Source organism: Labilibaculum manganireducens (assembly GCF_963665805.2).
In the GTDB taxonomy this organism is placed as follows: Bacteria; Bacteroidota; Bacteroidia; order Bacteroidales; family Marinifilaceae; genus Labilibaculum; species Labilibaculum manganireducens.
On record NZ_CAXXEE010000003.1, the window covers coordinates 4968492 to 4992489 of the forward strand.

Consider the following 23998-nt stretch of genomic DNA (forward strand, 5'->3'; position numbering starts at 1 on the left):
TACAAAAAGTTTTTTCTCCTTGTTACTGAGGATTCTATTTTAGCCTTCAAGATTCCTTAATAATTTAAATCGATCCTGAAATTATTTAGTATTCTAAGATTTTCACCTTCATTTCTACATCCTGAAAAGGCCTGTCATTTGCATCTGTTTCCAAATCTACAATCTTATCCAAAACATCGAATCCTTCTATCACTTCCCCAAAAACAGTGTAATTACCATCAAGATGCGGAACTCCACCGACCGTTGTGTAGGCTTTACGACGAGCCTCAGAGAATTCCAGTCGTTCTTTGGAACTATTGTATTCGAATTCTATCGACTCCTTAATTGTTTTCGCAATAGCTCTAAACTCATCTACCTTACCGGCTTTTTTTAAGGAATCCAAAACAGCTCTTTTACTTGAAGTTAAAAACCTTTTTACGATTCGCTTTCGCAAAGGAACATTCACTTCTTTTTCCATCAGAGTCAATTCCACATCCGTAAACACCCTTCCATGAGCAATATAGAACTGAGAAATATCCGATTCCTTAAAAATATTTACCTTATCCGGCTTTCTTGGTGCAGCAATTGCACCCTTTTTATGAAAGTATTTAGGGTTAAATTCAGATTCGATGGTTCTGTTCGAACTGCCGTACCCAATCATTTTTCCTGCCGGTGCATTTCTGGAATCCTGCGATCCGCCCTGAGCCACAAAACCTTTAATCACCCGATAAAACAGCGTGCCATCGAAATGACCGTTTTCTATCAGTTGCAGAAAGTTTTGCCGGTGTTTTGGGGTTTCCTTATACAACATCAATTTAATATTGCCCATATTGGTCTCTATTAAAATAATTGAGTTGGTGGTTTGTCCAAATGACAGGTTCGTAATTAGCAGAATTGTAATTCCAAATAGGACTTTCTTACCAAATTTCATTCAACGATATCTTTTTAAATTTGGACTAAGATAAATAGCCAGAGTTTGAAAGCCAAAAAAAAGCTTCGCAATATATTACGAAGCTTCCATTTACAACATGAAATGTTGTCTATTTTAAGATTTTTATTTTCATTGATATGTCTTTTAGAGGACGATCAAAATTGTCTTTTTCAACACCGGCAATCGAATCGATTAAATTCATTCCCTCGATAACTTCACCAAAAACTGTATAATTTCCATCCAAATGAGGAATTCCACCAACAGTAGTATACGCTTCAATTTGTTCTTTACTTAATACAATCTTCTCACTATTAAATATTGAGTCTACTTCCAATTTAATGTGATCAATTTCCTCCGTCAACTTATCTAATTCACCTTCCATTTGATATTTGGAAAGAAGTTCAGCCTTTTGTTCTTGAATCTTTTTGAAGATAGAACTCTTCAATTTTCCATTCATTTTCATTTGTAAAGTATCCAATTCTCCTGAAGTATATATCTTTCCTTGAGCAATATAAAACTGAGAACCAGCAGATTTCTTCTCAGGATTCACATCATCTCCTTCTCTTGCGGCAGCAATAACTCCACGCTTGTGAAATAATCCTTCTTTAATTTCTGCAGGAATTTCATATCCAGGTCCTCCTTCGCCCAATCGCTGCCCCAACTTTGCACCTTTCGAATCCGGATCACCACCTTGAATCATGAATCCATCTATCACACGATGAAATAAAGTGCCATCAAAATATTTTTCGTGTGCCAATTTCACGAAATTATCCCGGTGAGCCGCTGTTTCATCATACAAACGGATTTTTAATTTTCCATACTCGGTTTCAATCTGAACAATTCTATCTTTTTTTCCCAACTCCAATTTTTGCTGGCAGGATATAAATAGAAAAACGATGGCAATACAAATCAAATTTTTCATAGGTGCATATTGAATTTTAAAATCTCGAATTTAGCTTTTGTTCTCAATTTCTAAATAGTCATTGTCTTTAAAGTATTCCACTATCGAAGATTTAAGCAATAATTCTTCTTTTTCCTTAGAAAAAGGAGGAACCATTTTATTTTTCTTGAAAACCGGCCAATCATTTTCATCATAACCATCAATTTGATAGTAATTCCATTTCATCAACAGCGTACATGTTGCCAAATTGATGTGATCCATTTTTTCATCTTTTTCATACTTCTCCTGAAATCCTTTTCCGCGCTCCTGTATCCCAATTAGCAGTAATGTGCCGTTTAAATCGGCATCCACATTAAAATCTTCAGAAATTTTATATAAAAGTTTGTTCCAGTCTCTTTCCAAATTATTATCCATTGTATCAATTTTTTATGAATGTTAAAAGTAAAGATTTCCACTTACTTTAGAACCTCTTGAAAAATATATTTTCACTTTTTTAATTATTCCTCTTGCAGATACAATATTTCCATCCTATATTTGCATCGCTTTTAAGGGCAAGGGCGATTAGCTCAGTTGGTTCAGAGCACTTGGTTTACACCCAAGGGGTCATAGGTTCGAATCCTATATCGCCCACTATAAAAAGCATATATTCCCAATAATTCGGGCGATTAGCTCAGTTGGTTCAGAGCACTTGGTTTACACCCAAGGGGTCATAGGTTCGAATCCTATATCGCCCACAGAAAGATCAGATTTTCACAAGAAAGTCTGATCTTTTTTTTTGCAATAAATTATGCATTCATAAATCTTTTTATGACATCTACCGTATATTCATTTAATATGGTCAAAAAAAATAACTTTCAGTAACCTCCAAATTTAAGAGAATATTGTATATTGGATCGGTTTATGTTAATAGATCATTTTTTTATTAAAAAAACATCAATTTAATTTAAATTTTATTAGCCACTAAATCAGCTACTTAGATAGTAAAGTGCATTTTTTTTTACTTTTTTTTACTATTTGTGGGTTACCTTTTGGCCATTAGAGGAATAAAGGGATAGGAAATATGGATTACACTACGGAAGCGATACTTGAGGGGATCAGTATGAGCAACAATGATGTATTAAATTACATCTACAAAAAGTTCTTCCCAAGTATTCGGAATTTTATAGAGAACAATAATGGTAACGAAGAAGATGCAAGAGATCTTTTTCAAGAAGCGATTATTGTGATCTACCGTAAAATGAAAAAAGAGCCTCTGGTTCTGAATTGTAATTTTAAAACCTATGTCTATTCAGTTTGTAGGCTTTTATGGTTAAAACAACTTGAGAAAAGAAAAAACAGCAATGAAATTAGTTCAGAAGCTATTTTGGACAATAGATTGGATGAAGCAACACAGACCTATTATCAAACCGAAAGGTACAGGCTGTATCAAAAACACTTCAAACTTCTAGGCTCAGATTGTAAGAAAGTACTTCAGTTAACTCTTGATAAAGTTTCCTTAAAGGAAATATCCGAAATTATGGGATACAAGGGTGAGAAGTATGCAAAAAAGAAAAAGTATCAGTGCAAGCAAGCATTGATGGATAGTATTAAAAATGATAATGAATTTAAAGATGTATATGATGAATGAAATGAATTTTGACCGTATCGAGGATTTTCTTGACGGTGATCTAACAGAAAGCCAATTGAAGCAGTTCGAGAAGGAATTACTCGAAGATTCTGATCTTCAAATGGAACTTGACCTTCATATGGAGGTTAATGAGGCCATAATGGAACAAGACGTTATGGATCTTAGAAACAAATTAGAAGCTATTGAAATACCTTCTAATCCTACTCAGAGGCGAAAGTTGAAATTTTTGACTAAGTGGAATATTGCAGCGGCATCCCTTGCTTTTATAATTGGTTTAGGGAGTTTAATGTACATCGTGAACAATCGGTCTTCTTACTCAAATGATAAAATTTTTAGCAACTACTATAAACCATACAACGTTGTAATCAATACTCGTTCGTCGGATATCATGATTGATAATTTATTGGTAACCGCACTAAAAAGCTATGAAACTAAAGATTATCGAACTGCTTTAACTTTATTCAAAAAAATATTGGATAAAGACAGCACGAACATCACAGGTAATTTTTATTCGGGTATTTCAAATATCGAAATAAATGAGTACGCAAAAGCGAATAAAAACTTTAGCAGAGTACTAAAGCATAAGAATAACCTTTTTATAGAGCAATCTGAATGGTATCTGGGTTTTTGTTACCTCATGACCAACGAGAAAGAAAAAGCTCTTAAGCAATTCCATGTAATTGCCCAGGGAAACAGTTTCTATAAGACAAAAGCTTTAGAAATCATTAACAGGCTGGAATAGATCACTTCATCATTCATCAAAATAAAGTAAGCCATCCAATAAAATTGGGTGGCTTTTCTTATACCAAATTAACATCAAAATTGATCTTATAAAATATTTCTTTTCAGCTACATCTTTGTTAAAAAAAATGCAAGGTAATCAGGCTATCCTTTACTCTTTTGCCTTAGATACAGCAGAAAAATATTCCATTTTATTTAAAGATCCTTTTGAAATTAAATTGGTATTATGCTTTTAACTTTTTAGCAAACACTTAACAAGAACTAATAGAATACCAGTTGGGAACGATGATAGTTCTAATAGAAATAATTGCTGTTTTCTCTGACTTTAAAATTGCACAGAAGAATTAAAATTTATAGAACCAAAATTCATATCTCAACAGAACAAACAGATATCACCATACAATGAAGATAACTAAAACAACTTGCTCCTAGGCTACTGCTTTACCTTTGAATTTTTTACGGAAAAATAAGAATAAGATTATTCCAACAGAACCAAAAGCAAAGTACATCAGCTTATGAATCAGACCATCATCATACAAAGGATCAACGTCTCCTAAAGTAACATATCCAGACCAAAAATAAGGATGAGATTTTAATGCATCAGCTGTTTTTAAATATTCCAATTTAGCCTGACGAAGAGCATCATCCTTTTTCAATCCATGAGATAAAAAGGTATAGAAATTACTCATTAAATTTGATCCGGTTTTGTCTTCGACTGTCCATAAAGTCATAATTACACTAGGACAACCTGCATAGAAGAAACCACGTGCTAAACTCATTACTCCCTCTCCCTTAAATAACTTACCATCACCAGTGTTACAAGCACTTAAAACAACCATTCTTGCATTAAAATTCATGTTGTAAATTTCATGCGTATTTAGAAGGCCATCTTGTAAAGAATCGGAATTTTGCGTAAAAACGAGTTTTGAATACATCGGATTTTCATCATCAATGATAGTGTGCATTGCCAAATGAAGTACATCGTATTCACCCGAATTCGCCTTGAAATTAGCTTCCGTCGCCATATCATCAATAAACAAATCGCCATGAATCACTTTTGATATATTAATAACTTCCTCCTTTACTCCAGGCAAAGGATATAATTTATCCCGGTAAGCTCTTTCAGTATATAATATCGAATCATTAACATCGTTATAGGATGGTGCAAAAGCTAAAATCGATTTGTTTGAAGAAAATCCATAGCTGCTCGAATGATTTTTGAAACCAAGAGTCGCTGAATTGTGGTAAGTAATTGAATTATATTTTATTAAATATTCAAGATTTCTATAATTCATCGTTGTAGTATCCGCTTCCTTTTTCAAAAGCACACCAAATGGAATGTAGGCCATTTTATCATCTGGAACAATGAGAAGACTTTTACCGGTCAACAAGCTGTCTTTACCATTCAACAAATGTTGATACAGTAAGTAAGCTGATTTTGTATATTTTTGATAATAAGCAACACTATTATTCGCAAAATCATTCGTTTTCAAACAATTACGAACCTCCTCCAAATGATAATCAAAACTATCTTTCACAATCTTCTCCCGCTCAACTTCAAAACTTGATTTTGTAATTACAAAAGAAAAAAGTGCTGAATCAGAAATTGAGTATTCAATCAGTAAATCATTATCGCTTAACCTGCTCTGTAATTCTTCAATATCGATGGTTTTGGTATCGTATTTCAGTGCGTAATACTCCGGATAATCCTCCTCAAAACGAAGAACCATTTGATTATATTCCTCATTCAAATTAAAAAGTACATTTTGCCATCCGCTAATTGAATCCCGGTCTGGTGTTTGTTTTTTTCTTTCGTCATGAACCAACTCACGATACTTAGCAATATTCAACTTCAAATTTGTTTCCTTCTCCTGCAATTCTGTTGAAATACCCCCGAAATTTTTTGCATTCACATCGTTTAGTGAAGACTGTAAACTAGCTGATTTTGAACGCTCAGAATATATAAAAGCTTTCTCTTTGTATTTTACATCTTTTGTAAGTTGATACAATTTTACAGCTATCTCAATTGCTTGATTATACGTTTCTTTTTCATTTTTTGAAAGAGCAAATTTACTTTCTTCATCCTGATAGGCAATTCTAATTTTATCAATAATATCCAAACAAAGATCATAGGTTTGTAAACTGAAATCCAAATCTGAAATACTATTCGTCTTACTGTATAATTCATGTAAAGTATTTGCTTTTGGTTTTAGTATTTCCAAAATAGAAAGCTGGGGATCCAACTCATTCATTGTCGGATTGATGTAAACAGTGCTGTTGTTAAAATTATCCACTTCAGCAATTAACGCCTTCTGATAATATTGTAAAGCATTTAAATGATCATTTCTTTTGGAATAATAATCCCCAAAATTCTTTAAGCAATGCGCAGTATCTGGATGTTTGTTTCCAAAATTTTTAAGATATATATCAAAGGCAAGATTTAAATAGGGAAGAACATTATCGTAATTTTTAATTTCGTTCTGAAAAACAGCATAATTTAAATAGTAGTCACCTAATAAATAATAATCAGTACCATTTGTTTTGATTATTTCCTCAATACTCATTTTATAATATAAATCTGCTTCATCATACCTCTTTAACTTTTTATAACAATTAGCAATGTTATTGAAAGTAGATGAAAAGTTTTGTGAGTTACTTTCCTTTTTCAGATTTAACGTTCTTAAATAATATTTTAATGACTCAGAATAATTAGCTTTTTTATACAAAATCACACCTAAATTATTATATGTTTGAGATAACCATTTTGGGTTACCTTCTACTTCCAGTAACGATAGTGCTTTTTCGTAATAATTTTGTGCCTTAACTAAATCTCCATAATTATTAAAAATAGTTCCTTTATTCCCATAAATAGGAATCAATTTATTTGAATCATCCCCAAACTCAGTGATGGTAAAACTCTCGGCAATATCATAAAAATTTAAAGATTTTTTCCAATCTCCCACTCTGTTTAATAAGACACCAAAATTCACATAGGTTCGATAAACAAGGTTTTTATCTACTAATCCTCCTTGATTAATAGTCAAAATTGCATTTTCGAAAGACTGAATTGAATAATCAAATTCACCTTTTCGTAAGAAATCAACTGCCCGATCAAATTGCTTCTGTAGTAAAGAATCGGGGCTGACTATTTCAGAAGTTTCACGCTTTTCTAATTCCAAATTTGACTCAGAAATCATGCTCCCACTAAAAAGAAAGAGAAGAAAAGGAGGGAAAAGAAGAAAAGTAAAAATCTTTTTTAGAAAATTTTTCACGCTCAGGTTTGGTTTTGTAATATTCTCAATAACAATCTGTTAGGTCAATCATAAAGGCTAATAAACACCTAAATATAGGGCATTTTTTTTATTTTTTTAAAAAATAATTGTGTTTCCAGGGTTACCTTTTTCAAAAAAGGGGAATAAAGGGGTGTAATCCATAAAAACTAAAACAATTTGAACTCTAACTAAAAACCAAATAAAAATGAAAAATTTTGAAATAGTATCTCAGGAAGAATTACAAAATATTAAAGGTGGTTATAATGAAATGACCGATAAATCAATATGTGACGATTACATCGTGTAAGTAACCAAATAGACCATATTCCATTTTCCTAATAAAATAAACCTAGTAGTAACCAATAAAACCAAACAGCAATGAAAAATTTTGAAATAGTATCCCAGGAAGAATTACAAAATATTAAAGGTGGTTATAATGAAATGACCGATAAATCAATATGTGACGATTACATCGTGTAAGTAACCAAATAGACCATATTCCATTTTCCTAATAAAATAAACCTAGTAGTAACCAATAAAACCAAACAGCAATGAAAAATTTTGAAATAGTATCCCAGGAAGAATTACAAAATATTAAAGGTGGTTATAATGAAATGACCGATAAATCAATATGTGACGATTACATCGTGTAAGTAACCAAATAGACCATATTCCATTTTCCTAATAAAATAAACCTAGTAGTAACCAATAAAAACCAAACAGCAATGAAAAATTTTGAAATAGTATCTCAGGAAGAATTACAGAACATCAAAGGTGGTTATAATGAAATGACCGATAAATCAATATGTGACGATTACATCGTGTAAGTAACCAAATAGACCATATTCCATTTTCCTAATAAAATAAACCTAGTAATAACCAGTCAAACCAAACAGCAATGAAAAATTTTGAAATAGTATCCCAGGAAGAATTACAAAATATTAAAGGTGGTTATAATGAAATGACCGATAAATCAATATGTGACGATTACATCGTGTAAGTAACCAAATAGACCATATTCCATTTTCCTAATAAAATAAACCTAGTAGTAACCAGTCAAACCAAACAGCAATGAAAAATTTTGAAATAGTATCCCAGGAAGAATTACAAAATATTAAAGGTGGTTATAATGAAATGACCGATAAATCAATATGTGACGATTACATCGTGTAAGTGATATATCTTCAAAAAGATTGACAAAACAATTATAATAATTTATATTTACTGAGCCCATGAAAAATTTTGAAGAAATATCTACACTAGAGTTGCACCTTACCAAAGGCGGTGTCAACGAAATGACAGATAAATCAATATGTGACGATTACATTGTTTAAATAATCCAAATATATATTTCCTATAAAAATTTTATCAATAAAATTAGTGTACTTGTTTTTAAGTAGTGTAAAAAACAAATGACTAATTGACTCTATTATTGAGACCAAATTCATTTGCATGGAGAGACGTCCTACATATAAAGAACTGGAGCAATTGCTAAAAGAAGAAAAAGCTAAAACTGCCAAGGCAGAAGTGCTTAAAAACTCTTTTCTGGCAAATATGTCACATGAAATTAGAACACCAATGAATGCTATTATTGGTGCTTCAGAATTATTACGTGACGATTCTCTTTCAAAAATAGAGCGAAATGAATTTACTAACATTCTTAATACCAGCAGTAAAGAATTGTTGGATTTATTTAATAGAATACTTGAACTTTCCCAATTAGAAAGTGGTTCTATGAATTTCCAGGAATCGGAAATATCTGTTCACGCTTTATTTATCCAATTGTATTCTATATTCGAACAAAATATTACTGATTCTCAGAAAAATTTAATTCTAAATTTTACTGAAGATCTTCAAGAAATTAAAATATTCACGGATCTTGACAAATTAAAGAAGGTTCTATCCTATCTTCTAGAAAACGCAGTTAAATTTACTGAGAAAGGAGATATTGATTTTGGTTGTGCAATTCAGGATAGAAATAATATTCTTTTCTATGTAAAAGATACTGGTCCCGGAATTAACGAAACTGAACAAGAACAAATATTTAAAAAATTCACGCAAGTGGATAATTCGTACACAAGAATTTATTCAGGTGCCGGATTGGGTTTGAGTTTATGCAAAGAGATTGTAAACTTTTTGGGTGGTAAATTATTTATCGATTCACACCTGGGACAAGGTTCCATTTTTTATTTTACAATTCCCCTAAAATATTCAGAATCAAACATCATTTTAAAAGAAAAAATAGAAGCTATTTTAAAGCTTAATATTAACGATATATATTCTTTTTCCACTATTAAAAAGAATATTGCTATTTAGGAAAATTACTAGGTAATAGAAAGGAGCTTGCTGGTCACAAGCTCCTTTTTTTTATTTCGATTTAAAGGATATTTCTTTTAAATTCAGTAGGAGGTCAAATACAATTGTTAGTATCAAAAAGTTGAACTTTTGATCCCAATCGTAGAAAAATCCTGCACAAGCCACAATCATAAATAGAATATTTGCCAAACGCAAAACATCCAAAATTTTAAATGATTTAACGCTTTCATAATTTAGTGTACTAAATCTGTAAAATACATTAAGAACCAGTCCAAGACTTAAAACAGCCAATCCGTATTTCTCAGCCTGTAAAATAAATAAGGCACCAATAATAATTAGTATTGTTGCAATGGTATAAACAATTGGTAATATTTTATTCATCAATTCTTGCTATTAAAAAAGTAATTCAGGATCAGTAAATTTGTTTTTACCCAAATGTGCATACGCCAGAGGAGTTACTTCTCTTCCTCGGGGCGTTCTTTTAATAAATCCTTCTTTGATTAAAAACGGCTCGTAAACTTCCTCGATTGTACCACTATCTTCACCAACAGCAGTTGCAATTGTAGAAATACCAACCGGCCCTCCATTAAATTTATCAATCACAGTATTTAGAATTCTATTGTCCATTTCATCCAAACCGTGTTTATCAATATTTAATGCTTCCAAAGAGAATTTAGTAATACTCAAATCTATATTTCCATTTCCCTTTACCTGAGCAAAATCGCGAACCCTTCTTAAAAGTGCATTTACAATTCGTGGTGTTCCTCTGCTTCGTGAAGCAATTTCACCTGCAGCTTCATGAGAAATCTCTACGTTTAAAATTTTAGCAGATCTTTCCACAATTCTAGTTAAAATAGGAAGGTCGTAATACTCTAAGTGACAATTTATTCCAAAACGTGCACGCAAAGGTGAAGTTAGTAAACCCGAACGAGTTGTTGCACCAATTAATGTAAAAGGATTTAATTCAAGTTGGATGGAACGTGCAGCGGGTCCCTTATCAATCATTATATCGATCTTGAAGTCTTCCATAGCAGAATACAAATACTCCTCTACAATCGGACTTAAACGATGAATTTCGTCAATAAACAACACATCGTTAGGTTCAAGATTAGTTAAAAGTCCGGCAAGGTCTCCTGGTTTATCCATTACCGGCCCCGAAGTAATCTTTAATCCAACACCCAATTCGTTGGCTAAAATATTTGAAAGTGTTGTTTTACCCAATCCAGGAGGTCCGTGAAGCAGCACATGATCCAAAGCCTCTTCCCGCATTTTTGCAGCTTTAACAAATATGCTCAGGTTTTCAACTGTCTTTTTTTGACCTCGAAAATCACTAAATTCAAGGGGTCGTAATTTCTTTTCATACTCTTTTTCGTTGTCCGAAAAATTATTATCTCTGATATCCAGGTGATCCTCCATTAGAAGCAAGATTTGACTACATTCATTTGTAAACAATGAAGTGATTTATACAAAAAAAGGTTACGGAAATTTATTGATAGCTCATCCAGAATAAGATTAAATCCTTTTCATGGATAAAGCTGAAGCTGCAAATTTATTTAAAGATCTAAACTTTTTAGCACTTTAAACAAATTATCAATTTCAAAAGGTTTCGCGATATGACCATTCATACCATTTCTCAGACATTTTTCTTCGTTGGCAATCATGATATCTGCAGTTAAAGCTATAATTGGAATTTTCCGACCATTTTCCAGATTTCGAATTGCTCTCGTTGCATCTAATCCATCCATTTCAGGCATCATGATATCCATTAAAATAAAATCGTAATCGCCTTGTTTAAACATCTCAATTGCCTCTATTCCGTTATTGGCAACATCAATTAAATAACCATATCGTCTTAAAGTAAATTTAACAACGGTTTGATTTAACTTATTATCCTCAACTAATAAAATGGAATAGTTTTTTGTTTCCCAGCTCATATTGTATTTCGTGGATTTTTCAATGCAATGCAAGATAATAAAATCATTACAAAAATTAGATATTTGATCGAACTAATGATTTGAATATATTTCAAGCCTTCAGAACCAAATTAACCCTTATCAACAAGTCTAATATTATTATTTGTTTTTTAAAATTTCTTAAAAGAATATAATGATTAATATATCCTGTTAATACTGTTGGTAAGAGTTTCCGTATTTTGTTGATTTTTGATTAAAATTAAACCTAGTAACAGGAAATGAACAGGTATTGTTAATTTTATTGCATTTGATTTTCAGTGAAATATCAACGTTACTAACAAGCTGTTAATAACATTAAATATTAATAAAATTTTAACTTGTTGATATTAACAGCCTGTTGAAAACCTGTTGAGAGATGTAAATCTTCAAATGAAAAATAAACTTGTAATGGAATAATATTTTTTCTATACAATCAGGAAATTGTATGATCCAAAGAAAAGATTGTAAAATTTAGTAAGGAAAAATCAACAGTATGTTAACTGAATGTGAACAAAAATGTTGATAGCTGTAAAATTCTAATGTAAGTGTCAGATTTACAGTCTTATCATTCATTGTTTTTATTCAGTTGTATGTAGATATTTTAAAATCTCTTTTTTTCAAGCAAATGAGTAATTTTAATTAGTTTTGTAGCCTTAAACAATGAAATATTTTTGTGAATTTTAAAGAATAGATTAAAAATTAAACATTTTTTAATCTGCTTTATTTTGAAAAATTACAAATATGAAACGTTTATGCCAAATCGATTTTGACACACAGGGAGATAATTATTTCAGCATGAAAAGTTCTCCCGAAACAAGTTCGGGACAGGCTATATGGCAAAAGTTTAAAATTATAATCATATGAAAACACTAAAAATAGCTATTGCATCAGATCATGCAGGTTATCAATTCAAGAATAGGCTTGGAGAATTTTTAAAGAAAAACGGTTATTTGGTGACTGATTTTGGTACCGATTCGGAAGCTAGTATGGATTATCCGGATACAGCTCATCCATTAGCAGAAGCTGTCGCGTCAGAGAAATTTGATTTTGGATTTACTCTTTGTGGTAGTGGAAATGGAATTACCATGACTGCAAATAAGCATCAAAAAATTCGTGCGGCATTGTGTTGGAATTCTGAAATTGCTGAATTAGCAAGGTTGCATAATAATGCAAATGTGTGTGGAATTCCCGCTCGATTTATTTCTTACGAAGAAGTAGAAAAAATTGCAAAAATATTTTTATCAACTGATTTTGAGGGTGGTAGACACCAAACTCGAATCGATAAAATTCCTTTAAAATAGTGTGCTATTTTTTTTGATAAACAGAATCTAAATAAGGAATTAAAGAATTAAAGATGCTTTATTAGTAGTAAATATTGTTATATTTGTGCTGATTGTTAGATGAATATGAGAGTAATACTAAATAGAAAGAATGTTATCGAATACCTGTAAATATGCAATTCGTTCAGTAATTTATTTATCGCTGAATGGCACAGAAGGAAAGAAAATTGGAATCAAAAAGATTTCGGAAGATTTAGAAATTCCAACTCCATTTTTGGGCAAAATATTGCAAAGTTTAGCCAGACAAAAATTGCTTACTTCAACAAAAGGTCCTCATGGTGGATTTGGTATGGGCAAAAAGCCATCTGAAATAACTTTAATGAATATTGTTGAAATAGTTGATGGATTGGATATGTTCGAGAATTGTTTGATTGGTATGAGACCCTGTAAAACACACACAAATAAACAATCACCTTGTCCGGTTCATAACCAATTTGGAAGCATCCGACAAACCATTTATGATTTATTTAATGGCAAAACAATTGGTGAATTAATAGATGAAATGGGAACAGCTGAAGAATTTATTAGTTTATAGTATTTTCTTTAAAAAAGATATTTTATTGAAGGGCTTGCAGTTTAACAGCAAGTCCTTTTGTTTTTTTAACCAAGGATACATTATTATAGCAAAAATACCTCCTAAAATATCAGCGAATAAATCCCAATAATCGCCGCTTCTATGTACAAAATAGTTTTGCTGAAGGTACTCTATTAAGCCTCCGTAAAAGGCAATTAATGCTAGTATAATTACGGCACTATAAATACGTTTTAATTTCGTTTGAATACTTAGTTCTGCAAATAAGAAAATTCCCATTATAAAGAACATTCCGAAATGAACAAGTTTGTCGAAGTGTGGTATTGATATTAGTGGAGTGTTGGGAAGGTCATCTCCAGGAATTGAGCATAGAATGAAAATGACAACTGCCCAAAGAATGTTTCTCCAAAATAATTTAGTATTCATAAAGTTTTGCTGAATTTTATTCAAAGGTAATACGCATTTTTAAGATTTTTATTTTTTCAGGAGAATACTTTCTTTTCTATCAGCGTAGAATTTTCACCGGAAGTGATTGTAAAGAGGAAACAATTGATCCGGCACTTGTAAAATATTGTATATATATGATATATGATATTGAGTGTTTATAGTTTTAAACGGTACTTATTGGATACAAAAAAAGGAATCAATTTGATCCCTTTTTAAGTTAGCATGCTGTTTTAATCAGTACTTTTTTAAGCTGCCCAGAAAAGAAATATCACTTGTAATTTTAGGTTCGCCCTTGTATTTAACCGAACCAATTCCTGAGATACTTACCCGAAGATCTTCTTCTACACAAACTTTACCACTTCCAACTCCACTAATATCAATACTTCCTCTTTTTGCAATCAGATCGTAGGCACTTACACTTCCTGCTCCGGAAATATTAATTGATACTTCGTCGCATTTACCAGCTAATTTAATAGTTGAAGCACCACTATTATCAATTGTTAATCGATTGGCTGAAAGTTCTAAATCAGCAGAAGATGCACCGTTTATTTCAATATCCAACTCATCAAAACGAAGCATTTGATCGCTTTTTAAAGAAATTGCACCATTGGCTTTTAATCCGCTAAGATGTTTAAAACCGATGTATAATTTTAATTCTTTTGATTTGTAAATACTCTTTTCGGTTGATATATAAAGTACGTCGCCTTTTACCTGGGTTTTAATAATATCCATAAGATTTTCATCGGCAACTACTTTTAGGCTGTAATCATCATCCTGAGAAAGAATAATAGTAAAGGCTCCGTTAACTTTAATGGTTTCGAAGGTGCTTACTTCTCTTTCCTCTGTTTGTACATTTCCATTGCCTTTTACTCCATCTGCCTGAGCAGGAAATATACATATAAGGCTGATAAGCAGAATCGATACTAAGGAAAATATTTTTCTAATTGGATTCATAACTACTATTTTTAGGTAAAAGTTCACTTTAGCTTTGTTGATATAAAGACGTTTCGGGAATATAAGTGTTGCATTTTTTCGAAACTGATTGTTTTAATAGCTAACAAAAGTTAACAAGATTTTTAATTATTCGCTTGTTGAAGAGGAAAATTTGTCAAATGAATTTACCTTGCAGAAAAATAGATTGATATGTCGGGAGTATATTTTCACATTCCATTTTGCAAACAACTTTGCCACTATTGTGCTTTTCACAAAAGTATTTCATTGCAGGCAAAAGATGATATGTTGGAATGCTTAAAGCTTGAATTAAAACTTAGAAAAGGATATTTAGGTGATACAAGTTTAAATACCATATATTTTGGAGGAGGAACACCATCAGTGTATCAACCAAAAGAAATTGAATCGTTGATTGATGAAGTGGCCAAGTATTTTACCATTGATGTAAATGCGGAAATTACATTGGAAGCCAATCCTGATGATCTTACTGAAAAATACCTGCAGGAGCTAAGTAAAACCAGGGTAAACAGACTCAGTGTGGGAATTCAGTCGTTTCATGATGAAGATTTGATTCTTATGAACAGAAGACATACCGGTAAAGAGGCTTTTTATGCTGTTCGCAGAGCTCAGAGTTTTGGTTTTGACAATATATCGGTAGATCAGATTTATGGCGTTCCAGGTCTGAGTATGGAAAAGTGGAAGGAGAATTTAGATCTGGTTTTTGACTTGAATGTTCAGCACATTTCATCTTACCATTTAATGTTTGATCCGAACACGATTTTTACAAAAAAGCTGGAAAAAGGACAGTTGGTTGAGATGGATGAAGAAGAGAGTTTTGAGCAGTTTAATTATTTGATTAATGAAGCCAGAAAACATGGTTTTATTCATTATGAAATTTCTAATTTTTCGAAAGAGGGATATATTTCAAAACACAATTCAAGTTACTGGAAACAGAAAAAATATCTTGGAATTGGACCATCGGCTCATTCCTACAATTTGGAGCAAAGAGAGTGGAATATTGCCCATAATTACAAATATATAAAAGCAATTAGGGAAGGATTGAGTTTCTCTGAAAAGGAAGAATTGAGTGAATTCGATCGTTTTAATGATTTTGTTTTGACTTCGCTTCGAACTTATTGGGGAATGGATTTGGAAATGGTGCGTAAGGATTTTGGCGAAGATCTTTATCAGCATTGTATCACAAAATCTAAAAAGTATCTTTTATCTGATCATGTAAGACAAGAAAATAATTGCATCATTTTAAATGATAAAGGTGTGTTTGTATCCAATGATATTATGTCCGATTATTTTTGGATTGAGGATGAATAATAGAATGTAAATACAAACGTTGATAAAGAATATATAAATTACAATTCTATTTTGGATGAAAGCAATTACTTCTTTTTTACTTGTGTTTATTGTATTAGGCATTTCAAATGTTTATTCGCAAAACGATTCAATTCAAGTCTTGAGCCCAAACCATTTTAACAGGGTTTTACAGTTAAATCCAGACGTTGTACTAATAGATGTAAGACCAAAGAAGGAATTCAAAAAAGCTCATATTAAAGGTGCTCATTTAGCTCAAAATTCTGAAGAATTATTTCACTTGATTGATTCTTTGGGAACATCGAAAGTATACTTGCTTTATTGCAAGTATGGAGAGCAAAGTGTTGATGCCGGGAAGATGATTTACGAAAAGTATAAAATATCTGTTTGTTCCCTGGAAGGAGGACTGGATGCCTGGCTTCAGGAGGGAAAAGAAATTGAGAATTGATATTATTTCTGCAGCAATTCTTCCAAACAAATTTGGTTTGAATAAACAGGACTGTGTTGGATCTGCCAATTTAAACTGTTTTGGTACCATTTCTCAAACAATTGTTCAATTCGAATTTTAAATTGTAAGAATTTTTGCAGCAATTGATTCAAACAGATTTGGTTTGAGTGTTAGGACAGAGTCAGGTCTGTGATTCTAAAACTGTTTGATACCATTTCTTAAGCAATTATCCAATTCTAAATTTAGCTTGTAAGAATTTCTGCAGCAATTGATTCAAACAGATTTGGTTTGAGTGTTAGGACAGAGTCAGGTCTGTAATTTTGAAATTGTTTGGGTACCATTTCTCAAACAATTGTTCAATTCGAATTTTAAATTGTAAGAATTTTTGCAGCAATTGATTCAAACAGATTTGGTTTGAAGGATTGGACTGAGATAGATCTGGCAATTAGAGATGTTTTTCAAAAAACTGGAACATTATAAACAGAGAAATAGAAACAAAACAAAAGGCAGACCCTTGAAGATCTGCCTTTTCTAATTAAATTCTTAATAATTCGGGATTAGAAAGTGAATCCAGTCCATCCCAGTACTGAAGTATCAGCACCTGTATTTCCTGCTTCGATTACCACATTTGTGTAAGTATCGTTTGCTTTGATATCGTTGCCTGATTTAGTTACATTAGTAACAGTCAGGCTGATAGATGAAGAAGTATTGCCATCACCTTTGCCATCTGTCAGGTCAATGATATCAGCGGTAGTTCCACCAATCATCAATGCATTGGTAATTGTTGCAGTGGCACCACGACGGACTTTAATACCATCTGTCATTTCGAAACCTGAAGCATTTTTAATGGTAATGTTTTTCATGGTAAAGTCAGATTGTCCTGCATCGCCTGGGTAGTTACCATCGAAGTTACCATCGGCTTCAATACCGCGTGGATCGGCTTCAGTACTGGTATAATCACTTTCCCAGATACCATAAGCATTGTCCAAAGTACCGTTCCAGCCTTGAGTTACGTCGAAACAATCATCATCGCAGCTTACAGCCAACAGGTTTTGTACATTTACCGAACCACCAAAGAATTCGATTGCATCGTCAGCACTTTTGTAAACATAAATGTTATTGATAGTTGTTCCGCTGCCTACAGCATCAAGGGTCAAACCATTGTGCTCAACAGTTTCAGAGTTTTGGGCTCCGGTGTATAACAATTCTACAAATTCCAAAACACCAGAGTTGTCATCGCTTACATCGCCTCCGTAAACAACTGAGGCATCCATTTCGCAAGTTGCAGTGCCTCCACCGGAGATAGGTGCCTTACCGTTCAGGATCAAACCACCCCAGTCTCCTGCTTTTGGGCTTGCTTCTTCAGATGTGAAAATGATTGGCTCGGAGGCAGTACCTTTAGCCATGATTTTACCACCTTGCTCAACAATAACATAAGAGGCAAAACCTTTTTTCGCTTTGATAACTGTTCCGGCAGGGATATTTAATACACCACCGTCTTTTACACTTAAAGTTCCGGTCAGGTTGTAAGTAAAAAGTGCATTTAAGGTCATTTCGTTTACTATGCTACCATTTAATTCAACAGTTGATTCTGATGGGAAGTTATAACCTGTCCATGCAAAAGCAGTCGTAGAAGCACCTGTATTTCCGCTTTCAATTGCAACATTTGGATAAGCACCGTTTGTATGAATTTCATGAGAAGCATAAACAGCTTTATCAACAGTTAAACTGATTGAAGATGTAGTTGTTCCATCGCCTTTAGAGTCTGTCATATCGATAAGATCGCTGGCAGTTCCACCAATGAGCAATGCATTACTGATTGTTGCAGTTGCGCCGCGACGGATTTTAATTCCATCTGTCATTACGAAGCTGGAAGCATTTTTAATGGTAATGTTTTTCATGGTAAAGTTCGATTGACCTGCATTGTCAGGGTAGTTACCATCGAAATTACCATCGGCTTCAATACCGCGTGGATCGGCTTCAGTACTGGTATAATCACTTTCCCAGATACCATAAGCATTGTCCAAAGTACCGTTCCAGCCTTGAGTTACGTCGAAACAATCATCATCGCAGCTTACAGCCAACAGGTTTTGTACATTTACCGAACCACCAAAGAATTCGATTGCATCGTCAGCACTTTTTAAAACATAAATGTTGTTGATAGTTGTTCCGCTGCCTACAGCATCAAGGGTCAAACCATTGTGCTCAACAGTTTCGGAGTTTTGAGCTCCGGTGTATAACAATTCTACAAATTCTAAAACACCAGAGTTGTCATCGCTTAAATCACCTCCGTAAACAACTGAGGCATCCATTTCGCAAGTTGCAGTGCCTCCACCGGAGATAGGTGCCTTACCGTTCAGGATCAAACCACCCCAGTCGCCTGCTTTTGGGTTTGATTCAGCAGATGTGAAGATGATTGGCTTGGCAGCAGTACCTTTAGCCATAATTTTACCACCTTGTTCAACAATAACATAAGAGGCAAAACCTTTTTTAGCTTTGATCGTTGTCCCGGCAGGGATTGTCAGGGTTGCGCCATCTTTAACGCTTAATGTTCCAATCAGCGAATAAGTAACAGAAGCATCCAATGTTACATTGCCTGCAACAGGTCCACTTAGCTCTTTGTCTAGAACTGGTACCGGATCATTGTTGTCATCATCGTCACTACATCCTGTAAAAAGGAGCGCAACAATAGAAATTGCGAATAAAATCTTTTTCATTTTTTTCATTTTAAAGTTATTTTAATATTCATTGAGTTTAAAAATGATAGGAAATCCCAAAACTGAAGTCAATGCCTTTTTTATAATTTCTAAGTACGATTTTTTTGGCTCCCTCAACACTTGGATCACGAGATAGCTTGTGTTCGGGATCCAATAGGTTTTTGGCTTTTAGCTTGATTCCCCAATGTTTGTTCATTTTAATTGAAGAAATAAAATCTAAAGTAGTTAGGCTCTCTTCATTGATATCCTTATATCCGTTTACCCCGACGGAATAAATGTGTTCACTAACGTAATTAGCTACAATCGATGCAGTGAACTCAAAATCATCTTTGAGGTAATTATAGGACAAATCTCCGTTTGCAATTTCAGGTGAAGCACCTTCAAGCTCGGTATTTTGTTCTGTAAAATTAAGCGGGATCGCACCCGCAGATTGGCTTTTGGTTTTAACGTCGGTATTCAAATACGAGAAGTTAAGCCCTGCACTTAATTTGTTTGTAATGTTGCCAGACTGGTTAGTTGCTGAAAATAAATTTTTCCTCATTTCTATTTCAATACCTGCAAGCTTTGCGTTGTCTGCAATATTGGCATATGATAAGAATCCGCCGGCGCTGTTAACTTGAACCTTTGAAATAGGATCCTTGATGAATTTTCCGAAAGCAGTCACCGAAATCAGTTCCCCGCTGGAAGGATAGAAATCCCACTTTAAATCTAAGTTGTAATTTACAGACGGATTCAGGTCGGTATTACCCTGAGAACTCCATTGCGGTCCTTCGTATAACATTGGTGATATTTCTTTCGATTGTGGCAAGGTATAAGTCCGGCTGGCTCCCAGGCGTAATGTATTCTGCTCATTTAAATTGTATTTTAAATTCAGGTTTGGTAAAAGATAGAATTCATCCAGTGAATGAGAATCCTTCTTTGAGCCATCATTGACATCATAGTCCACAGTCAGATTAATGATGTCTGTCTTTAGGCCAACATTCAAAATGAAGTCCATTGTCAATTGATAGTTCAATTCAGAAAAGATGGAATGGATTGTTTTGTCGACGCTGTAAGTTGAAATATTATATTCCTCATTTTGGAAATGACCCGCAGCAAACTCTTCATGATTAAAAATTGAGTTCAGTGAAAAATCGTCAAGGTTTAATTTTGGCAATGTTGATTGAGTCCGTGAGTTGTCCCAACTGTTTGCTTTGAAATCATCATTTAAAAAACGTCCCTTGTAACCTATTTCCAGCGATGTAATATCATCAGCATCCTTTGAAAATTTGTATTTTACTTTGGCAATCACATTCAGGTCGTCTTCTTTCAGTTCGTTGAAGTAACGGTGCTGGCGTCCTGAACCACGTAAAGGAGAAATGATATTGTCGCCTTCATAGGACAGATAGTTTACCCTGCGGTCCGGTTCTTTGCCATTCGTGTGATTATATGCCAATCCAATATTTGTTGATAAATGTTTATTAATTTCCTTTTCGAAATCAAGTTGGTTGACTAACAGGAAGTTGATGTTGTTTTGCTGACGTCTGACTAAACCCATGTTTTCCACAGCTTCCTGGAATACTTCAGAATTTTTGCCGTAATCATCTCTTAAGCCTTCCTTGGCAGTATGAATAGCGACTAAATTGTAAGACAGTGAATTTTTGCCGAATTGGTAGTTGACATTGGCCATTCCTAAATGGGACGATTTCCGAACGTATTCTTCTGTTTTCTGATCACGGAAAATGTTTCCGCTAGTTGTTGTTTCACGGGTATTACCATCGTGATAAGTATAGTCGTTTGAATAAGTACCTATTACATAAAAACTCAATGGGTTATTATTGATTTCGTAATGTTTTCCACCTGAAAATCCAAAACTTTTCCCTAATTGAAAATTCTGGGTCGAGGGATCCAATGAATTTTTAAAGGCGTAACTGTCATGATCGGTTGGGCTACTTGTGTTTTCTCCAAAACCCAGTTCACTTACCCCTTCAGAAATAAAAAAATCTTCCGTTAAAGTCCGGCTGTTTGCTTTTGCTGAAACATCAAGGTTGAACTCACTGGCACCAACTAATTCTTTTGATGAAATATCAATGATTGCCCCGGTGGCATCACCTTGACTTTCTGAATTAAAAACCTTTTTTACACCAACCGCTTTAATAATATCAGAAGAAAAGAAATCGAGTGAAATATTTTTATATTCAGGATCTTCTGAGGTAATGGGGAACCCATTTAAAGTCGTAAAGTTGAAACGGTCGCCTAAGCCACGCACGAAAACATTTTTAGCGCCTTCCTGTTTAGCAATTCCCGAAACTTTGGTCACTGCTGCTTCTGCATCGCCGGCACCTTTACGCGAAATTTCCTGCGCACCGATGGCTTGGTTTGCTAAAACTGCGTTTTTTTGTTCCACCAGCAACATAATTTCCGATTCGCGGTTGGCTTTAGCAATCACGACCACATCATTCAGTTCGACTGAAGAAGCACCCATCGCAAAATTAACCACAACCGAATTTCCCACTTTCACAGTGATGTTTTCTTTCGATAAGCTTTCGTAGGATATAAAAGAACACTTAAGGGTTACTACACCTGCAGGAATATTTGGCAGTGTATAATTTCCATCAAAATCGGTTACAGTTCCAATGGTGGTGCCCTCTATATATACGGACGCACCAGTAAGTGCTTCTCCGGTTTTTCCATCCTTCACATTTCCTTTTGCGCTTCCCTTTTGCGCATATACACTAATTGATGAAATGCTTAGTAATAAAACTAAGATTACTTGTTTAATCATTTTTTAAAAAATAAGTCAATACATTTTTACTTTCTAATCACATTGCGATGTTAGGGAAGAACTGTGATTAGAATGATAAGTACGTTTTAAGTAAAAATTATCAAATTAAACTACTGGTGTTAATTTTAAGTTAGGGATTGATTCGTTTGTAAAACAAATGTGAAGTGAATGTAAAGATGATATTTACATTGATAATTGAGCCGGTAGGTAAGTCAGATGTAATTAGTGTGTTATTTATATTTGTTGTGTTATTATTACAATGAAATTGCGAAATTATTACAGTATTTTTTTAAGACAGTTTTTTTGATTTATTTATTTTTTCGTGTAAAAATGATCGAAAATTTATCACGAAATATTTTTCATTTTTTTATGACTAAATTATGGGGCTAATTATTTTTATGTCTTAATTATTAAGATTTTATTAATATTTAAACGATTGAACTACAATAAGATTAATGAAAACTTAACATAGATTTCAACTATTATCTTACTTTTATTTAAATATTTGCTGATCGAAAAAGAAGTGATTCAGTAATCCTTATTTTACGTCGTTAGTGTTGGTTTACTTACTTGAAACAGCGTTTTAAAATATATATGAAACGTCCGTAACAAGGATATTTTAACACTGGTGATAATTATTGGTTCATGGCAAGTTCTCCCGATAAATTCGGGACAGGCTATATTGCAATTAAAAAACATATTATAATCATATGAAATTGATTTCATCAAAAAAGGTTACAGTCTATCTAAGTTTATTTACTGCATTGCTAAGCATATTACTATACGGGCTCACCTATTTTTTACCCTTTAATTTGTTGTATCTGATTATATTTACAATTATAACAGGTTTGCTGGTTTATTTCATGGCAAAGTATCTTGTTGATCGATTTTTATATTCTAAAATCAGAATACTTTATAAAACAATTCATGATACTCAGTTAATTGATAAGGATTTAGCTGAAAAAGTTCAAAATACTGATGCTTTGCATGCCGTGGAAATGGAAGTGATGGAATGGAGCGAAAACAGGGGATCGCTGGTTTCACAATTAAAAAAACAAGAGAAATACCGAAAAGAATTTATTGGTAACGTCTCTCATGAGCTTAAGACACCTATCTTTAATATTCAAGGTTATGTTCTTACCTTGTTGGATGGAGGTCTGGAAGATCAATCCATAAACAGAATGTATTTGGAGCGAACCGAGAAAAGTATCAATCGTATGATTACAATTGTTAAGGATCTGGAAGTTATTTCAAAACTGGAATCAGGAGAATTAAAATTGTGTTTTGAGCGGTTTAATATTATCGATTTAATAAATGAGGTGCTGGAGATGCAGGAAATTAGAGCTAAAAAGAATAATATAAAGCTCGTTTTTGCACAAGAGAATGATAGTTCTAAATTTGTGTATGCAGATAAAAAGGAAATTTTCCAGGTTGTAAATAATCTGCTTGTTAATTCTATTAAATATGGAAAAAACAAAGGAACTACTCATATTGAAGTAATGAGTATGGATAAAACGTTTCTGATTGAAATTCGGGATAATGGTATCGGAATTGAGCCCGATAATCTTCCCCGGATTTTTGAACGTTTTTTTAGAGTAGATAAAAGCCGGTCCCGAAATATGGGTGGTTCTGGATTAGGACTTGCGATTGTCAAACACATTATTGATGCTCATAAGCAAACAATAAATGTTAGCAGCACGTACGGTGAAGGTGCAAGTTTTACGTTTACACTGGATAAAGCAAAATAAATAAAA

General features: G+C 33.2%; 25 protein-coding genes and 2 tRNA genes. 16 read left to right on the forward strand and 11 right to left on the reverse strand.

Annotated elements, in window-relative coordinates; genetic code table 11:
- Positions 1-85 precede the first annotated feature (85 nt).
- From ACHZAX_RS19675 to ACHZAX_RS19685, 3 genes are all read right to left on the reverse strand, one after another.
- A complete protein-coding gene (locus ACHZAX_RS19675) occupies positions 86-910 on the reverse strand; it encodes a peptidylprolyl isomerase (protein ID WP_320020269.1) in 825 nt (274 codons plus the stop codon).
- Between the two features lie 109 nt (positions 911-1019).
- The gene (locus tag ACHZAX_RS19680; protein WP_320020270.1) at positions 1020-1832 is read right to left on the reverse strand and encodes a peptidylprolyl isomerase; all 813 of its coding nucleotides are present in this window, start codon (positions 1830-1832) and stop codon (positions 1020-1022) included.
- 30 nt (positions 1833-1862) lie between these two features.
- Positions 1863-2225: a hypothetical protein gene (locus tag ACHZAX_RS19685; protein WP_101311266.1), complete on the reverse strand. Its 363-nt coding sequence runs from the start codon at positions 2223-2225 to the stop codon at positions 1863-1865.
- A gap of 141 nt (positions 2226-2366) precedes the next feature.
- On the opposite strand from ACHZAX_RS19685, the gene ACHZAX_RS19690 reads away from it, so the two are divergent.
- From ACHZAX_RS19690 to ACHZAX_RS19705, 4 genes are all read left to right on the forward strand, one after another.
- Positions 2367-2441, forward strand: a tRNA-Val gene (locus tag ACHZAX_RS19690).
- A gap of 29 nt (positions 2442-2470) precedes the next feature.
- A tRNA-Val gene (locus tag ACHZAX_RS19695) sits at positions 2471-2545 on the forward strand.
- Between the two features lie 326 nt (positions 2546-2871).
- Positions 2872-3438: an RNA polymerase sigma factor gene (locus ACHZAX_RS19700; protein WP_156194767.1), complete on the forward strand. Its 567-nt coding sequence runs from the start codon at positions 2872-2874 to the stop codon at positions 3436-3438.
- Positions 3410-4180, forward strand: coding sequence for a tetratricopeptide repeat protein (locus ACHZAX_RS19705; protein WP_101311268.1), 771 nt, complete (start codon positions 3410-3412; stop codon positions 4178-4180). Before ACHZAX_RS19700 ends, ACHZAX_RS19705 begins: the two co-directional genes overlap by 29 nt.
- 427 nt (positions 4181-4607) lie before the next feature.
- On the opposite strand, the gene ACHZAX_RS19710 is transcribed toward ACHZAX_RS19705, so the two are convergent.
- Positions 4608-7451, reverse strand: coding sequence for a CHAT domain-containing protein (locus ACHZAX_RS19710; protein WP_320020271.1), 2844 nt, complete (start codon positions 7449-7451; stop codon positions 4608-4610).
- Positions 7452-7656: 205 nt separating this feature from the next.
- On the opposite strand from ACHZAX_RS19710, the gene ACHZAX_RS19715 reads away from it, so the two are divergent.
- From ACHZAX_RS19715 to ACHZAX_RS19745, 7 genes are all read left to right on the forward strand, one after another.
- A complete protein-coding gene (locus ACHZAX_RS19715) occupies positions 7657-7758 on the forward strand; it encodes a bacteriocin (protein WP_394698296.1) in 102 nt (33 codons plus the stop codon).
- 71 nt (positions 7759-7829) lie between these two features.
- Positions 7830-7931 carry a bacteriocin gene (locus ACHZAX_RS19720; RefSeq protein ID WP_394698296.1) on the forward strand — a complete coding sequence of 34 codons (102 nt, stop codon included), beginning with the start codon at positions 7830-7832 and terminating at the stop codon, positions 7929-7931.
- 71 nt (positions 7932-8002) lie between these two features.
- Complete coding sequence (locus ACHZAX_RS19725; RefSeq protein ID WP_394698296.1) at positions 8003-8104, forward strand: bacteriocin; 102 nt, start codon at positions 8003-8005, stop codon at positions 8102-8104.
- Positions 8105-8176: 72 nt separating this feature from the next.
- The gene (locus ACHZAX_RS19730) at positions 8177-8278 is read left to right on the forward strand and encodes a bacteriocin (RefSeq protein WP_394698296.1); all 102 of its coding nucleotides are present in this window, start codon (positions 8177-8179) and stop codon (positions 8276-8278) included.
- 71 nt (positions 8279-8349) lie between these two features.
- Positions 8350-8451 (forward strand): bacteriocin, encoded by a 102-nt coding sequence (locus ACHZAX_RS19735; protein WP_394698296.1) that lies wholly within the window; start codon positions 8350-8352, stop codon positions 8449-8451.
- A gap of 71 nt (positions 8452-8522) precedes the next feature.
- On the forward strand, positions 8523-8624 hold the full coding sequence (locus ACHZAX_RS19740; RefSeq protein ID WP_394698296.1) for a bacteriocin: 102 nt from the start codon (positions 8523-8525) through the stop codon (positions 8622-8624).
- A 279-nt stretch (positions 8625-8903) separates the two neighbouring features.
- Positions 8904-9767 carry a sensor histidine kinase gene (locus ACHZAX_RS19745; RefSeq protein ID WP_320020272.1) on the forward strand — a complete coding sequence of 288 codons (864 nt, stop codon included), beginning with the start codon at positions 8904-8906 and terminating at the stop codon, positions 9765-9767.
- A 51-nt stretch (positions 9768-9818) separates the two neighbouring features.
- On the opposite strand, the gene ACHZAX_RS19750 is transcribed toward ACHZAX_RS19745, so the two are convergent.
- From ACHZAX_RS19750 to ACHZAX_RS19760, 3 genes are all read right to left on the reverse strand, one after another.
- Positions 9819-10148, reverse strand: a complete 330-nt coding sequence (locus ACHZAX_RS19750; protein WP_101311146.1) for a hypothetical protein — start codon at positions 10146-10148, stop codon at positions 9819-9821.
- A gap of 12 nt (positions 10149-10160) precedes the next feature.
- Positions 10161-11183, reverse strand: coding sequence for a Holliday junction branch migration DNA helicase RuvB (gene ruvB / locus ACHZAX_RS19755; RefSeq protein ID WP_320020273.1), 1023 nt, complete (start codon positions 11181-11183; stop codon positions 10161-10163).
- 137 nt (positions 11184-11320) lie between these two features.
- Positions 11321-11701 (reverse strand): response regulator, encoded by a 381-nt coding sequence (locus ACHZAX_RS19760; protein WP_101311148.1) that lies wholly within the window; start codon positions 11699-11701, stop codon positions 11321-11323.
- Positions 11702-12579: 878 nt separating this feature from the next.
- On the opposite strand from ACHZAX_RS19760, the gene rpiB reads away from it, so the two are divergent.
- Both rpiB and ACHZAX_RS19770 read left to right on the forward strand, forming a co-directional pair.
- Positions 12580-13020 carry a ribose 5-phosphate isomerase B gene (gene rpiB / locus ACHZAX_RS19765; protein WP_101311149.1) on the forward strand — a complete coding sequence of 147 codons (441 nt, stop codon included), beginning with the start codon at positions 12580-12582 and terminating at the stop codon, positions 13018-13020.
- 130 nt (positions 13021-13150) lie between these two features.
- Positions 13151-13594 (forward strand): RrF2 family transcriptional regulator, encoded by a 444-nt coding sequence (locus tag ACHZAX_RS19770; protein ID WP_101311150.1) that lies wholly within the window; start codon positions 13151-13153, stop codon positions 13592-13594.
- On the opposite strand, the gene ACHZAX_RS19775 is transcribed toward ACHZAX_RS19770, so the two are convergent.
- The gene (locus ACHZAX_RS19775) at positions 13589-14017 is read right to left on the reverse strand and encodes a VanZ family protein (protein WP_101311151.1); all 429 of its coding nucleotides are present in this window, start codon (positions 14015-14017) and stop codon (positions 13589-13591) included. The two genes, ACHZAX_RS19770 and ACHZAX_RS19775, sit on opposite strands and share 6 nt — an antisense overlap.
- A 255-nt stretch (positions 14018-14272) precedes the next feature.
- Positions 14273-14992 (reverse strand): head GIN domain-containing protein, encoded by a 720-nt coding sequence (locus ACHZAX_RS19780; RefSeq protein ID WP_101311152.1) that lies wholly within the window; start codon positions 14990-14992, stop codon positions 14273-14275.
- Positions 14993-15181: 189 nt separating this feature from the next.
- Between ACHZAX_RS19780 and hemW the strand changes: the two genes are divergently transcribed.
- Complete coding sequence (gene hemW, locus ACHZAX_RS19785; protein ID WP_320020275.1) at positions 15182-16318, forward strand: radical SAM family heme chaperone HemW; 1137 nt, start codon at positions 15182-15184, stop codon at positions 16316-16318.
- A 55-nt stretch (positions 16319-16373) separates the two neighbouring features.
- On the forward strand, positions 16374-16763 hold the full coding sequence (locus tag ACHZAX_RS19790) for a rhodanese-like domain-containing protein (protein ID WP_320020276.1): 390 nt from the start codon (positions 16374-16376) through the stop codon (positions 16761-16763).
- Positions 16764-17320: 557 nt separating this feature from the next.
- Here the strand turns inward: ACHZAX_RS19790 and ACHZAX_RS19795 are convergent.
- Together ACHZAX_RS19795 and ACHZAX_RS19800 are read right to left on the reverse strand one after the other, a co-directional pair.
- Positions 17321-19480, reverse strand: coding sequence for a hypothetical protein (locus tag ACHZAX_RS19795; protein WP_320020277.1), 2160 nt, complete (start codon positions 19478-19480; stop codon positions 17321-17323).
- Positions 19481-19517: 37 nt separating this feature from the next.
- Positions 19518-22244 (reverse strand): TonB-dependent receptor, encoded by a 2727-nt coding sequence (locus ACHZAX_RS19800; protein ID WP_320020278.1) that lies wholly within the window; start codon positions 22242-22244, stop codon positions 19518-19520.
- 710 nt (positions 22245-22954) lie between these two features.
- On the opposite strand from ACHZAX_RS19800, the gene ACHZAX_RS19805 reads away from it, so the two are divergent.
- Positions 22955-23992, forward strand: a complete 1038-nt coding sequence (locus tag ACHZAX_RS19805) for a sensor histidine kinase (RefSeq protein ID WP_320020279.1) — start codon at positions 22955-22957, stop codon at positions 23990-23992.
- The last annotated feature ends 6 nt before the right edge of the window (positions 23993-23998 follow it).

Coding starts and splice junctions, on each gene's coding strand:
- ACHZAX_RS19675 (WP_320020269.1), bottom strand. CDS start 910: ATGAAATTTGGTAAGAAAGTCCTATTTGGAATTACAATTCTGCTAATT.
- ACHZAX_RS19680 (WP_320020270.1), bottom strand. CDS start 1,832: ATGAAAAATTTGATTTGTATTGCCATCGTTTTTCTATTTATATCCTGC.
- ACHZAX_RS19685 (WP_101311266.1), bottom strand. CDS start 2,225: ATGGATAATAATTTGGAAAGAGACTGGAACAAACTTTTATATAAAATT.
- ACHZAX_RS19700 (WP_156194767.1), top strand. CDS start 2,872: ATGGATTACACTACGGAAGCGATACTTGAGGGGATCAGTATGAGCAAC.
- ACHZAX_RS19705 (WP_101311268.1), top strand. CDS start 3,410: ATGAATTTAAAGATGTATATGATGAATGAAATGAATTTTGACCGTATC.
- ACHZAX_RS19715 (WP_394698296.1), top strand. CDS start 7,657: ATGAAAAATTTTGAAATAGTATCTCAGGAAGAATTACAAAATATTAAA.
- ACHZAX_RS19720 (WP_394698296.1), top strand. CDS start 7,830: ATGAAAAATTTTGAAATAGTATCCCAGGAAGAATTACAAAATATTAAA.
- ACHZAX_RS19725 (WP_394698296.1), top strand. CDS start 8,003: ATGAAAAATTTTGAAATAGTATCCCAGGAAGAATTACAAAATATTAAA.
- ACHZAX_RS19730 (WP_394698296.1), top strand. CDS start 8,177: ATGAAAAATTTTGAAATAGTATCTCAGGAAGAATTACAGAACATCAAA.
- ACHZAX_RS19735 (WP_394698296.1), top strand. CDS start 8,350: ATGAAAAATTTTGAAATAGTATCCCAGGAAGAATTACAAAATATTAAA.
- ACHZAX_RS19740 (WP_394698296.1), top strand. CDS start 8,523: ATGAAAAATTTTGAAATAGTATCCCAGGAAGAATTACAAAATATTAAA.
- ACHZAX_RS19745 (WP_320020272.1), top strand. CDS start 8,904: ATGGAGAGACGTCCTACATATAAAGAACTGGAGCAATTGCTAAAAGAA.
- ACHZAX_RS19750 (WP_101311146.1), bottom strand. CDS start 10,148: ATGAATAAAATATTACCAATTGTTTATACCATTGCAACAATACTAATT.
- ruvB (WP_320020273.1), bottom strand. CDS start 11,183: ATGGAGGATCACCTGGATATCAGAGATAATAATTTTTCGGACAACGAA.
- ACHZAX_RS19760 (WP_101311148.1), bottom strand. CDS start 11,701: ATGAGCTGGGAAACAAAAAACTATTCCATTTTATTAGTTGAGGATAAT.
- rpiB (WP_101311149.1), top strand. CDS start 12,580: ATGAAAACACTAAAAATAGCTATTGCATCAGATCATGCAGGTTATCAA.
- ACHZAX_RS19770 (WP_101311150.1), top strand. CDS start 13,151: ATGTTATCGAATACCTGTAAATATGCAATTCGTTCAGTAATTTATTTA.
- ACHZAX_RS19775 (WP_101311151.1), bottom strand. CDS start 14,017: ATGAATACTAAATTATTTTGGAGAAACATTCTTTGGGCAGTTGTCATT.
- ACHZAX_RS19780 (WP_101311152.1), bottom strand. CDS start 14,992: ATGAATCCAATTAGAAAAATATTTTCCTTAGTATCGATTCTGCTTATC.
- hemW (WP_320020275.1), top strand. CDS start 15,182: ATGTCGGGAGTATATTTTCACATTCCATTTTGCAAACAACTTTGCCAC.
- ACHZAX_RS19790 (WP_320020276.1), top strand. CDS start 16,374: ATGAAAGCAATTACTTCTTTTTTACTTGTGTTTATTGTATTAGGCATT.
- ACHZAX_RS19795 (WP_320020277.1), bottom strand. CDS start 19,480: ATGAAAAAGATTTTATTCGCAATTTCTATTGTTGCGCTCCTTTTTACA.
- ACHZAX_RS19800 (WP_320020278.1), bottom strand. CDS start 22,244: ATGATTAAACAAGTAATCTTAGTTTTATTACTAAGCATTTCATCAATT.
- ACHZAX_RS19805 (WP_320020279.1), top strand. CDS start 22,955: ATGAAATTGATTTCATCAAAAAAGGTTACAGTCTATCTAAGTTTATTT.